Genomic DNA, 11,789 nt, shown 5'->3' with positions numbered 1-11,789 from the left:
GGCCCGGTTGCGAGGATGGCCGGGTGGCTCCTCCCGCACCGCGGCCCCTGGTGATCGACACCGACCCCGGCATCGACGACGCGCTGGCGATCCTGCTGGCGCTGGCCAGCCCCGAGGTCGACCTCCGCCTGGTCACCACCACGCACGGCAACGTGTCCCTCGCGCAGACCACCGAGAACGCGCTGCGGGTGCTGCACCTGGCCGGCCGCTCCGACGTCCCCGTGGCCGCGGGCGCCACCGACTCGCTGGTGTTCCCCCAGCCCGAGCGCGCCGGGCACGTCCACGGCGCCACGGGCCTCGGCGGCGTCGACCTCCCGCCCTCCCCGGCCGCCGTCGACCCCCGCCCGGCCGTCGTCGCGCTCGCCGAGCTGCTCCTGGCGTCGGAGGAGCCGGTGACGGTGGCCGCGATCGGGCCGTGGACCAACGTCGCGCTGCTGCTGGCCACCTACCCCGAGGCGGCGGAGCGGATCGACCGGCTGGTGCTCATGGGCGGCTCGGCCGCCCGCGGCGGCAACGTCACCGCCGCCGCGGAGTTCAACGTGTGGTCCGACCCGGAGGCCGCGGCGCGGGTGCTCGGCTCGACGGTGCCCACCGTGCTCGTCGGCCTCGACGTCACGCTGCCCACGGTCCTCGACGAGGACGGCGTCGCCCGGTTCGCTTCGGCCGGGCCGGTCGGGAAGACGGCGGCGGCGATCCTGCAGCAGTACCTGGACCACGCCCGCACCTCCTACGGCACGACCGGCGTGGTGGTGCACGACGCGCTGGCGCTCACCGAGGCGATCGTGCCGGGCACGCTGGGCACCGTCCGCCGCGACGTCGTCGTCGACACCACCCTGGGGCCGGCCCGCGGGCAGACGCTGGTCGACCGCAGGACGGTGTCGGACTCCCCCACCGCGGTCGACGTCGCCGAGACCGTGGACAGCCCGGCCGCCGTGGAGTTCCTGGTCAGCCGGCTGGCCGACCTGGCGACGCGGGTGGGCTGAGCCGCGCCGGCGGGCCGGTCCGCCTCAGCGCCGGTCCTGCGTGGAGGCCACGATCCCGGTGGCGATGTCGCGCAGCTTGCGGTTGTAGCGCTGGGACGCCTCGCGCAGCAGCTCGAAGGCGGCGTCGGCGTCGACGTGCCGCTGCGCCATGAGCACGCCCTTGGCCTGCTCGATGACCGCGCGGGACTGCATCGCCAGCTCCATGTTGCGGGCGTGCTCGCCGAGCTGGGCGTGCGCGTCGGCGTTGGCGACGGCGACGGCGACCGCCTCCGCGACCTGGCGGGCCGCCTCGACGGACCCGTCGGAGGCGAACGCGGCGGGCCGCGTCGAGTAGATGTTCAGCGCCCCGATCGTGGTGGCCTGGTAGGGCAGCGGCATCGACAGCGAGCTGCGGACCCCGACCTCCACCACCCGGGCCACGTACTCCGGCCAGCGCGTCTCGGTGCGGGTGTCGTCGATCCGCAGGACGACCCCGGCGCGCCCGGCGTCCATGCACGGGCCGTAGCCCCGTTCGTACTGCAGCTCGTCGGCAGCCAGCGCCATGTCGCCGTGGTGGGCGGCGGTGGTGGCCACGTCCCCGCGGATCAGCGTGATCGACGTCGACTCGGCGCCGGGGACGTTCTCGGCGGCGATCCGGGTGACCTCGTCGAGCGCGTCGTCCAGGGCCCGGTCGGCGAGCCGCAGTCGGCTCAGCGCGCGCCAGAGGTCCTCCACGGGGCCCATCCTGCCCGCAACGGCCGCTGCCGGGGACCCGGCCGATCACCGTGGGCGGGGACCGTACGGGCCCGCCGCTGCGGGCCAGGGCGCTTTCGGTCAGGATGGACGCCGGTCGGCGGAGCAGACGCGAGGGGTGGGACATGGGCCAGGAGGCGTGGCCGTGCACTCCGGTGCCCTCCGTGGCCGGCGACGTCTGGCACTGGCAGCTGGAGGCCATGCACGTCGTCTCCCGGGTGCGCGCGGACCTGCGGGCCCGGATCGCCCACCCGTCGGTGAGCACGTCGTCGACCGAGGACGCCCGCGACGGGCTGCTGCTGGTGTTCGAGGAGCTGGCCTCCAACGCCCTGCGGCACGGCGGCGGCGACGTCCGCGCGCTGGTGGTGGCCAGCCCCGCCGGCTGGCTGCTCGACCTCAGCGACGAGGCGCCCGAGCGCCCGCCGGTGCCCGCCGTCGACCGCGACCCGTCCCTGGGCGGGATGGGCCTGCACCTGGTGGCACAGCTGTCGGTCGACTACGGCTGGGAGAGGCGCCCCGGCCGCAAGCACGTGTGGGCGCGGCTGCCCTCCGGGCTGGAGCCGGTCGAGGGGTTCGGCAGCCAGGTGCCCGAGCCGCGCGCGCCGGAGATCCCGCGGGACTGAGCCCGGGGGTTCAGGCCGAGTCGGCCACCGCCGCGCCGTCGTGCTCGGCGCGGGCGCAGTGCGCGCAGCAGTAGAACTGCCCCTCCACGACGACGCCGTGGCCCACCACCTTGACGCCGCAGTGCTCGCAGATGGGCGCCATGCGGTGGATGGCGCACTCGAAGCTGTCGAAGGTGTGCCGGGCCCCCTGGGCCACCACCTCGAAGCTCATGTCGTAGTCGTTGCCGCAGACCTCGCAGACCGCCATGGCCCCCTCCCTTCCCCGGACGGGGCCGGGGGACACGAGGGTGGCTCAGCTGCTGCGGCGGGCGGTCCAGTTCGAGACGAAGTCCCGCAGGCTGCGGGTGGGCCGCAGCCACGCGCCGTCCGGCGGCAGGGCGTCGAGCCGGACGCGGTCCAGCGGCGCGGCGAAGGCGCCGGGGACGTCCTCGATGTCGATGAACTCCAGCAGGTCCGAACCGATGGCGTAGCCCGCGACCTCGCTGAACGCCACGACGACGACCTGGGTGCCGGTCCGCGCGAGCTCCTCGAGCGGCTCGGCGAAGTTGCGCCCGTCGCCGGAGAACACGACCAGCCGCCGCAGCCGGTGGCTGTGCGCGCGGACCTCGATGTGGTCGAGCATCGCCTGGTCGATGTCGTCGTCGGGCTGGCTCTTGGGCCGGGCGAAGACGGCGTAGCCGAAGCCGCGCAGCGCCTCCACCCAGCGCTGCAGCGAGCCGACGACCGGCGGGATGTTGGCGAAGACGCAGGCCTCGACCTCGGGCGCGTCCGGCGCGGCGGGGTCGCCGGCGCCGTCGACGAACCAGGCGGCGATCGCGTCGAAGCGCGGCCGGGAGGCGGCGGTGGGGCGGGCGCCGATGACCGTCGACAGGGTCATGTCGATGTTCGGCGCGTCCCAGATCAGCAGGTCCAGCGCGGGCCGCCCCCGGCCGCCGTCGGCCCGGGGCTCGGCGAGGGGCGTCTCTTCGCTGGTCGCGGTCACGGGGGCAGTCTGCCCGGTCGCCGCCGCGTCCGTGCCGGTGCCGTCCGGGGTGTCCGGGGTGTCCGGGGTGTCCGGGGTGTCCGGCACCGGCGGGACGACGACGGGCGGGACGGCGGGCGGTGCGACGACCGGCGGCGGGCCGGCCGGGGCGGTCGCCCGGCGGACGGCGCGCCGGCGGAGGGGACCGGTCACCGCCGGTCCCCTCCCCCCTGTCCGCTCAGGGCAGCCCCCTCAGCGCAGCCGGCCGGCGAGGGCCAGCGCGCAGGAGTCGCCGCCGCCGGCCCGCACCCGGTCCGCCCAGCGCTCGACGTCCTCGGCGCTCATGGGGTGGGCGAGCAGGTAGCCCTGGGCGGAGTCGCAGCCGGCCTCGCGGACCATCCGCAGGTGCTCGGCGGTCTCCACGCCCTCGGCCACCGACCGGATGCCCAGGGTGTGCGCGAGCTCGACGATCGCCCCGAGGACCGCGCCGGTGCCGCCGGAGGCCAGCCGCTCGGCGGCGGTGATCAGCGACCGGTCGATCTTGAGCGTCCCGATGGGCAGCGCCATGAGCTGGGCCAGGGAGGACCAGCCGGTGCCGAAGTCGTCGATGGCCACCCGCACGCCGAAGCCGCGCAGGACGGCGAGCTGGTCCTCGGCGCGGGTGGGGTCCTCGGCGACGCTGGTCTCGGTCAGCTCGAGCATCAGCTGCTCGGGCGCCAGGCCCGACTCGTGCAGCGCCGTCCGGACGTCGCGGACCAGCGTCTCGGCGGAGAAGTGGCGGGCGCTGATGTTGACCGCCATCCGCAGCGACAGGCCCTGCGCGGCCCACTCGGCGGCCTGGCGGGTGGTCTCGTGCAGCAGCCACCGGGTGATCGGGATCAGCTGCCCGGTCTCCTCGGCCACGGAGAGGAAGGCGTCGGGCGAGAGCAGGCCGCGCTCGGGGTGCTGCCAGCGCAGCAGCGCCTCGACGCCCTCGACCTCGCCGGTGTCCAGGCGCACCACCGGTTGGTAGTGGACGACGAACTGGTCGAGCGCGCCGTCGCGCAGCCGGGTGGCGACGTCCATGCGCCAGCGGGCGGCGTCGCGCAGCCCCGGGGAGAACAGGTGGACGCGGTCGCGGCCGGCCGCCTTCGCGGCGTAGCTCGCGGCGTCGGCGTCGCTGAGCAGCTGGTGGGCGTGCCGCAGCCCGGGCTGGGCGACGGCGACCCCGATGCTGGCCGACACCGGCACCGAGACCCCCAGCGCGATGAACGGGCGGGCGAAGGAGCGCTGCAGCCGGAAGGCCAGCGACGCCGCCTCCGGGGTGTCGCAGGAGCGGGCCAGGACGACGAACTGGTCCCCACCCAGGCGGCCGACGGCGTCGCCGGGACGGATCTGGGCGGCCAGCCGGGCGCCCACCTGGCGCAGCAGCTCGTCGCCGACCTCGGAGCCGAGCGAGTCGTTGATGGTCTTGAAGCCGTCGATGTCGAGGAACAGCAGCGCGGTGCGGGTGCGCTCGTCGGCCAGCGCCTCGCCCACGAGCTCGAGCAGCCGGGCGCGGTTGGCCAGGCCGGTGAGGTCGTCGTGGTGGGCCTGCCAGGCCAGCCGCTCCTGGTCGCGGACCCGCTCGGTGATGTCGATGTGGGTGGCGACGAGCTGGCCGTCCTCCTCCACCCGCGCCGCCTGCATGCGCCACCATGTGCGACCGCTGGAGGACTCGATGGAGTACTCGCAGGAGAAGGTGCGCGTCGGTCCTCCGGGCGGCGCCGCCCGCAGCTCGGCGAGCCCGCCGGCGATGCGGGCCAGGTCGTCCGGGGTCAGGCCCTGACCTATCCGCGCGAGGTAGTCGTCGCCCACCTCGGCGGGCTCCCAGCCCCCTGCGCGCACGACGTCCGCGGTGTCGGCCCAGCTGCGGTTGACGCTGCGGACCCGGCCGCCGCGGTCGACCAGCACGGTCGGGGTGGGGTACGCGTCGAGGACGGCGGTGGTCTGCCGGAGGGCGTGCGCCTGGGCGGCGTGCGCGCGGTGCCGCGAGTCGACGTCGCGGATGAACACGACCAGGCCGGTGCTGTCGGCGGAGGCGCGGACCTCGAACCAGCGGTCCCGCGGCCTGTGCAGGTACTCGAACACGCGGGGGTGGCCGTCGTCGAGGGCGCCCCTGAGCTCCGCCACGAACTCGGTGTCGCGCAGGTCCGGGATGCAGTCGAGGACCTTCTGGCCCAGCAGGGTGTCGGCCGGCCGCCCGAGCAGGTCCTCCAGGGCGGCGTTGAGCCAGGTGAAGCGCCACTCCCGGTCGATGTGGCAGGCCGCGTCGGGGACGCTGGCCAGCAGGTTCGGCGGTGCCGCCGCGCCCGCACGGTCGGATGGGTGCACGCGTTCTCTCTCCCCCTGCCGCACGCCGGACCCCGTCGAGCGGGTCACCGGTACCGGACCGGGACAGGATGGGAAGTCGGTCCGTGCGCGACGCGTACCCGAGGGTAGTGGAGCCGCGGGCTCTCAGGCAGGGGCAACGGTCGACCGCTCCACGATGCGCGCGGCGGGCACGGCGGACGGCAGCGTGCCCAGCACCGACCCCCAGTCCCCGCCGAGGCGGGTGGCGCAGAACGCGTCGGCGACCTCGGGCGGGGCGTACCGCAGCAGCAGCGAGCCCTGCAGGCACTGGGCGAGCAGGCCGGCGATCCGGCGGGCGCGCAGCGGCAGCGCGTCCGGGTCGCCGAGCTCGGCGGCCAGCCGCTTCACGGCGTCGTCGAAGCGGGCGTCGACGCCGCGGGCGAGCTCGATCTCGTCGGTGACGGCGGCCAGCGACTCGCTGCTGCGGCCCAGGGCCCGCAGCACGTCGAGCGCGATGACGTTGCCGGAGCCCTCCCAGATGCTGTTGAGCGGCGCCTGCCGGTAGAGCCGGGGCATGCCCGACTCCTCGACGTAGCCGTTGCCGCCGAGCACCTCGAGCGCCTCGCCGACGACGCCCGGCGTCCGCTTGCAGACGAGGAACTTGGCGGCGGCACCGGCCAGCCGCAGGAACGCCTTCTCGCCGGCGTCGACCGCGGCGGCCAGCCGGATCGCCAGCGCGGTGGCTGCCTCGCTCTCGACGGCGAGGTCGGCCAGCACGTTCTGCATGAGCGGCTGGTCGACCAGGAGCGCGCCGAAGGCGGAGCGGTGCCGGGCGTGGTGGACCGCCTGGGTGAGCGCCGCCCGCACCGTCGCGGCCGATCCGATGACGCAGTCCAGCCGGGTCGTGTTGACCATCTCGATGATCGTCGGGACGCCGCGGCCGGGGGCGCCGACCAGCCAGCCGGTGGTGCCGTCGAACTCGACCTCGCTGGAGGCGTTGGCGCGGTCGCCGAGCTTGTCCTTGAGGCGCTGCAGGCGGAAGACGTTGCGGCTGCCGTCCGGGAGCACCCGCGGGACGAGGAAGCAGGACACGCCCTCGTCGAGCTGGGCCAGCACGAGGAACAGGTCGCTCATCGGGGCGCTCGTGAACCACTTGTGCCCGGTGAGCGCGTAGCTGCCGTCGGCGTTCGCGACCGCACGCGTGGTGTTGGCCCGGACGTCGGAGCCGCCCTGCTTCTCGGTCATGCCCATGCCCGCGACCAGGCCCGGCTTGGCGACGGGGTCGGTCAGGCCGAACCGGTAGCCGGTCGCGGTCAGGCCGGGCTCGTAGCGGGCGGCGAGGTCGGGCGCCGCCCGCAGCGCCGGCACGGCCGCGTAGGTCATGGTGACGGGGCAGCCGTGGCCGGCCTCGACCTGCGTCCAGCCGAGGTAGCCGACGGCGCGGCGTACGTGGGCGTGCCGGTAACCGGCGTCGGCCGCGGCCCACGGCGCGCCGGCCAGACCGTGCTCGAACGCCGTCCGCATGAGCTCGTGCCAGGCCGGGTGGAACTCCACCTCGTCGACGCGGTGGCCGTACCGGTCGTGGGTGCGCAGCACCGGGCGGTTCTCGTCGGCCAGCCGGCCCCACTCGCGGGCCTGCTCGCTGCCGGCCAGCGCGCCGAGCTCGGCCAGCGAGGCGAGCGTCGCCTCGTCGGCGTGCCGGAGACAGGCCTCCCGCAGCGCCGCGTCCCCGGCGATCGGGTCGTACCCGACCAGCGGCGGGGCCTGGTTCAGGACCTCGTGCGTCGCAGCCACGCCGCGCACCGTACGACCTCGCTGTCACCGCGGTCACACCCCTGGTCCGCCGGCGAGTTCCACGTGGAACGACGGGACGGCGGCACTCAGAAGGGCGGCGGGTCGTCGGCCGGGTCGGCCGGTGACGGTGGTCCGGGATGGTCCGGCGGTGAGTCGGGTTCGGCCGGTGGTGGTCGCAGCCCCGGTGGCCGGGTCGTCCGCGTGATCGCCGACGGGGTGGTGACGGTGAGGGTCCCGTCGGCGCTCATGTGGAAGCGCCAGCCGCGGGCGAAGGTCTTCAGGCGGTGGTGGCTGCGGCACAGGCAGCACTGGTTGGCGCAGTCGGTGGCGCCGCCGGTGGCGTGGGGGACGACGTGGTCGGTGTCGGCCTAGCCGACCCGCTGGCCGCAGGTGGGGAAGCGGCAGGTGCGGTCGCGGGTGTGCACGAACGCCTGCTGCTGGGCCGACGGCGCGTAGGCGTCCGTCGCGTCCGGGCGGTCCAGCAGCGCACAGTCGCAGTCGGCGTCGGCCGGGTGGTCGGCGCAGCCGGTGCGGGCGAGCCGACGCAACTGATCGAGGGTGGTGGCGCGCAGCGTGCCGTCGTCGTCGACCAGCGCCAGGGTGACCGCCCCGCCCTCCGGGGTGCGCAGGCCGAGGGCGTCGAGCTGGGTGAGCAGCTCACGCAGATGGGCGGCGGTGATCGGCAGCCCGTTCACCGCACCCGCCTCGTCGCTGCGGCCGGCCAGCGCGGCGAGGGTGGCGATGACCTGCAGGTGGGCGCTCACCGGCGGGCGGCCGGTCTCCCACGGGCGCTGCAGCAGATCGGCCAGGACCAGCGTGCGCAGCTGCCCGATCGGCCGCTGGTCCCCGTCGGCCTTCAGCATCCGCGCCAGCTCATCCACCAGCGCATGACTGGCGGCGGCGACATCTGCCGGGAGGTCGGCGGCGAGGGTGGCCATGCCGTCGAACGGGCAGTCGTACAGCCGCACGTCGGCGTGCCGCTGCGCGATCACCCTCCGCTGGTCGATGGCCTCGGCGTCGGCCGCGAGCAGCAGCGCCAGCGCGCGGTCCTTGAGCTTGCGCACCGTCAGGGACGTGGCCTCCGGCAGCAGCCGGGCCTCGATCGTCCGGGCGGTGGCCGCGCTCGTGTGCTCCAGCACGTCGACCAGCGCCTTGGCACGGGCCTCGTCCAGCCGCCCGGCGGCCAGCGCCGCCCAGGTGCCGGGCAGGTGGGAGCGGTACGTCCACGCCCGGTGGGCCAGGTGGGAGGCGGTGCCCCGGCCGACGTTGAGCACGAGCGCCAGCTCGGCGGTGAAGAACTCCGACACCCCGGGCAGCTCGGCATCCGGCGCCCAGGAGCCCGTCCGGGCGCCGGGGGCGCCCGGCGCGGGATCGAGATCGGCCGGGGAGTCGTCGGCCAGGCCCAGGACCAGCTCCGCCTCGTAGGCGGCGGTCATCGCCTTGAGCGCGGCCACCCGCTGCAGCTCGGCGGCCTTCTGCTCCCGCGACAGCAGCGCCACCGGCAGCCGGCGAAAGGGTGCGGGCAGCTCGATCACCGCGTCGAGCAACGCCTGCTCGACCGGCGACCGGTACTCCGCGACCTCCTCCACACCCCGCACGCTACGGCCGGGGTACGACAGTTCCCGCAGGTCAGACCGGTTGTCCGGCACTCCGCTGGTCGAGCGGACGGACCAACCGGCCGATCGCCAGCTGCGCCAGCGGGGCGTAGCCGACCACGACCGGCGCCGGGCCGGAGATGCGCAGGCCGGTGGTGCTGCCGCCGTCGGGACCGTCGGCGACCCAGTGCAGCAGGTGCAGCCGGACCGGGCCGGCGCTCACCGTCCACGCCCACTGCCGTGCCGCCTCGTCCACCGACTCGACGACGAACGGGAGCGTCACCCCCACCGGCCCGCGCACCCGCCCGCTCACCCCGGCGGCGAGCCGGGGCCCCGGCACCTCGACGCCGGTGATCTGCGGCGCCCACTGCGGCCACCGGGCGGGCCGGGCGTAGCGCTCCCACGCCTCCGCGGGTGACACCGGGCCGGTGGCGTGCAGGGTCACGGTCGTCATGCCGCCCTCCCTGCCCGCGACGGACCCGCCGCACGCACCGCGGACGGCGGCACGGTCAGGCCGGCGGGCCGCCGAGCAGCAGCTGGCGCAGCATGTGCATCGCGAGGACGACGGAGCGCTCGCGCACCGCCGTCCGCGAGCCGCGCAGCCGCACCGACCGCGCCTGCTGGCCCACCGGGCCGACGGCGCACAGGTGCACGGTGCCCACGGGCTTGTCCGGCGTCCCGCCGCCGGGCCCGGCGATGCCGGTGACCCCGACGCCGACGTCGGCCCCGAACCGTGCCCGCGCCCCCTCGGCCAGCGCCAGCGCCACCTGCGGGCTCACCGCGCCGTACTCGGCGAGCACCTCCCCCGGCACCCCGACCAGCTGCTCCTTCGCCGAGTTCGCGTACGAGGTGATCCCGCCGAGCACGTAGGCCGAGGACCCGGCCCGCTCGATGAGCCGGGCGACCAGCAGCCCGCCGGTGCAGGACTCGGCGGTGGCGATCGTCAGGCCCTGGTCGGCGAGCGCACCGGCCACCAGCTCGTCGAGGGTGGGCCCGGTCGAGAACAGCGTCGCGGCGAACGTCTCGGTCAGCACGGCGGCCAGCCGGTCGTACGCGGGCTGCGCCTCGGGCGCGAAGCGCGTGACGATCTCCAGCTCGCCCTCGCGCAGGCAGGTGGTGACCTCCAGCCCGCCGAGCTCGTGCTCGTGCTCCCGGAGGGTGGCGGCCAGCTGCGCCTCCAGCGTCCCCCAGAGCCGGATCGTCTCCTGGCGGAGCTCCCTCGCCCCGGCCAGCACCTCCTGCACCGGCCCGGCCGCCAGCGCCGCCGGCCACATCCCCTGCAGCTCCGACGGCGGCCCGGGCAGGACGACGACGACCGGCCCGGTGCGGCCGTCGGCGGGCGGGACGACGAGGCCCGGCGCCGTCCCCACCGGCTCCAGCACGGTGGCGCCGGCGGGCACCATCGCCTGCTTGCGGACGCCGGCCGCGGTCGCCTCGGGGTCCGACCGCCAGCCGCGGCGGGCCATCAGCCGCTCGACGACGGCGGCGACGCGCTGCTCCAGCTCCGGGTCGACGTCCAGCGGCCTGCCCTGCACCTCGCCCACGACGGCGGCGGTGAGGTCGTCGGCGGTGGGCCCGAGGCCGCCCGTCGTGATCACCAGCTCGACGCCGGAGGAGGCGAACCAGGCCAGCGCGCCGCGCACGTCGTCGGGCCGGTCGCCCACGACGAGGACCGAGCCCACGTCGACGCCGGCCTGCCGCAGCTGCTCGGCGAGCCACGGCCCGTTGCGGTCGGCGACCCGGCCGGTCAGGACCTCGGTGCCGGTGACGACGATGCCCGCGCGCGTGCCCACCCGCCCGACCCTAGGAGGACGACGTCCTCCCCGCCGGGTGCGAGGCGGACCGCCGGACCCGCCGTCGCACCTCCCCGGGCCGGGCGCGGACCGCCGCTAGCGTGCGGGGAGGACCGGTCCCACCCCGTGCGGGACCGGTCGCCCGCGTCCCAGGAGGAGAGAGCACCCGTGACCACCTCGCCCCCGCCGGCCGGCCCGCGCACGCAGCAGATCCCCACCACCGGGGAGGGTGCGACGGCCGCGGGTCTCGCCGGACACCCGGGCGCGCCCGCCGTGCCGCCGTCGGTCCTGCCGGCGCCCGCGTACCCGGTGACCACGCCCCAGCCGGCAGCGACGCCGGAGCCCGCCCACCACCAGCCGTCCCACCACGCGCCGTCCCACCACGCGCCGTCCCACCACGCGCCGCTCCACCACGAGCCGGTGCACCACACACCGGCCCATCACGAGCCCGTCCACCACGAGCCCGTCCACCACGCGCCCGCCGGCTACCAGCCGACCGGGCCGCAGCCCACGGGCCCCCTGGACTCGCTGCTCGGCGCCCCGCCGGTGCCCCCGCCGGCGGCCGCCGGCCCGCAGGAGGCCCCGGCCGCCCGGCCCGGGAAGCCGGCGCGCCCCCGGGCGCCGCGCCGGTCCCGCGACCGCGCCGCGCTGGTCGGCGCCGGCCTGGCGGGGCTCGGCCTCGTGCTGCTCGAGCTCGGGCTCGCGCTGCGCCTGGACGGCCCGCCGCTGTGGGGTCAGGTCCCGGCGTGGGCGGCGTTCGCCACCGTCTGCGCGCTGCTCGGCGGCGCGGCCGCGCTGTCGCGGCTGGTGCCGGCGCTGCGGCTGGGCCCCCTCACCGCGGAGCGGCTGGCGCTCGGCGGGGCCGCCGGCCTGGCGGTCTTCTGGGTGCTCGTCGTCCTCCCCCACGCCGACACCGACCGCGGCTTCCTGCTCACCGCCGCACTGGGGGCCGTGGCCCTCGCCGCCTGGCTGGTGCCCGGCCGCCGTCGCTGACCGAC

The 11,789-nt window shown here is 76.5% G+C and carries 12 protein-coding genes; 4 read left to right on the top strand and 8 right to left on the bottom strand.

The window, feature by feature from the left end; all coding sequences use genetic code 11:
• The first annotated feature begins 23 nt into the window (after nt 1–23).
• The gene (locus tag ACI8AK_RS11280; protein WP_387988706.1) at nt 24–983 is read left to right on the top strand and encodes a nucleoside hydrolase; all 960 of its coding nucleotides are present in this window, start codon (nt 24–26) and stop codon (nt 981–983) included.
• Nucleotides 984–1,007: 24 nt separating this feature from the next.
• Here ACI8AK_RS11280 and ACI8AK_RS11275 read toward each other — a convergent pair whose 3' ends face one another.
• Nucleotides 1,008–1,706, bottom strand: a complete 699-nt coding sequence (locus ACI8AK_RS11275; protein ID WP_456956295.1) for a GAF and ANTAR domain-containing protein — start codon at nt 1,704–1,706, stop codon at nt 1,008–1,010.
• Between the two features lie 173 nt (nt 1,707–1,879).
• On the opposite strand from ACI8AK_RS11275, the gene ACI8AK_RS11270 reads away from it, so the two are divergent.
• Nucleotides 1,880–2,338: an ATP-binding protein gene (locus ACI8AK_RS11270; RefSeq protein WP_387988704.1), complete on the top strand. Its 459-nt coding sequence runs from the start codon at nt 1,880–1,882 to the stop codon at nt 2,336–2,338.
• A gap of 10 nt (nt 2,339–2,348) precedes the next feature.
• Here ACI8AK_RS11270 and ACI8AK_RS11265 read toward each other — a convergent pair whose 3' ends face one another.
• The 4 genes from ACI8AK_RS11265 to ACI8AK_RS11250 all read right to left on the bottom strand — a co-directional run bounded on the left by ACI8AK_RS11265 (nt 2,349) and on the right by ACI8AK_RS11250 (nt 7,403).
• Entirely contained in the window at nt 2,349–2,585 is a 237-nt protein-coding gene (locus tag ACI8AK_RS11265) for a hypothetical protein (RefSeq protein ID WP_387988703.1), read from the bottom strand.
• 45 nt (nt 2,586–2,630) lie between these two features.
• Nucleotides 2,631–3,512, bottom strand: coding sequence for an NYN domain-containing protein (locus ACI8AK_RS11260; protein WP_456949951.1), 882 nt, complete (start codon nt 3,510–3,512; stop codon nt 2,631–2,633).
• A 39-nt stretch (nt 3,513–3,551) separates the two neighbouring features.
• On the bottom strand, nt 3,552–5,651 hold the full coding sequence (locus ACI8AK_RS11255; RefSeq protein WP_456956294.1) for a putative bifunctional diguanylate cyclase/phosphodiesterase: 2,100 nt from the start codon (nt 5,649–5,651) through the stop codon (nt 3,552–3,554).
• 123 nt (nt 5,652–5,774) lie between these two features.
• The gene (locus tag ACI8AK_RS11250) at nt 5,775–7,403 is read right to left on the bottom strand and encodes an acyl-CoA dehydrogenase family protein (RefSeq protein WP_456956292.1); all 1,629 of its coding nucleotides are present in this window, start codon (nt 7,401–7,403) and stop codon (nt 5,775–5,777) included.
• Nucleotides 7,404–7,628: 225 nt separating this feature from the next.
• On the opposite strand from ACI8AK_RS11250, the gene ACI8AK_RS11245 reads away from it, so the two are divergent.
• Entirely contained in the window at nt 7,629–7,775 is a 147-nt protein-coding gene (locus ACI8AK_RS11245) for a hypothetical protein (RefSeq protein WP_456956290.1), read from the top strand.
• Here the strand turns inward: ACI8AK_RS11245 and ACI8AK_RS11240 are convergent.
• From ACI8AK_RS11240 to ACI8AK_RS11230, 3 genes are read right to left on the bottom strand one after another with little or no spacing between them, the layout of a single operon-like run.
• Nucleotides 7,772–8,992 (bottom strand): DUF222 domain-containing protein, encoded by a 1,221-nt coding sequence (locus tag ACI8AK_RS11240; RefSeq protein ID WP_456956288.1) that lies wholly within the window; start codon nt 8,990–8,992, stop codon nt 7,772–7,774. The two genes, ACI8AK_RS11245 and ACI8AK_RS11240, sit on opposite strands and share 4 nt — an antisense overlap.
• A gap of 40 nt (nt 8,993–9,032) precedes the next feature.
• Nucleotides 9,033–9,452 (bottom strand): SRPBCC family protein, encoded by a 420-nt coding sequence (locus ACI8AK_RS11235; protein ID WP_387988699.1) that lies wholly within the window; start codon nt 9,450–9,452, stop codon nt 9,033–9,035.
• A gap of 55 nt (nt 9,453–9,507) precedes the next feature.
• Entirely contained in the window at nt 9,508–10,791 is a 1,284-nt protein-coding gene (locus tag ACI8AK_RS11230) for a competence/damage-inducible protein A (RefSeq protein WP_387988698.1), read from the bottom strand.
• Between the two features lie 168 nt (nt 10,792–10,959).
• On the opposite strand from ACI8AK_RS11230, the gene ACI8AK_RS11225 reads away from it, so the two are divergent.
• Nucleotides 10,960–11,784, top strand: a complete 825-nt coding sequence (locus tag ACI8AK_RS11225; RefSeq protein ID WP_456956286.1) for a hypothetical protein — start codon at nt 10,960–10,962, stop codon at nt 11,782–11,784.
• Nucleotides 11,785–11,789: the final 5 nt, after the last annotated feature.

Source organism: Geodermatophilus sp. SYSU D00867, from assembly GCF_054050315.1.
Note: the sequence above shows the minus strand (reverse complement) of the source record. Positions and strands in the feature narration are given on the sequence as shown.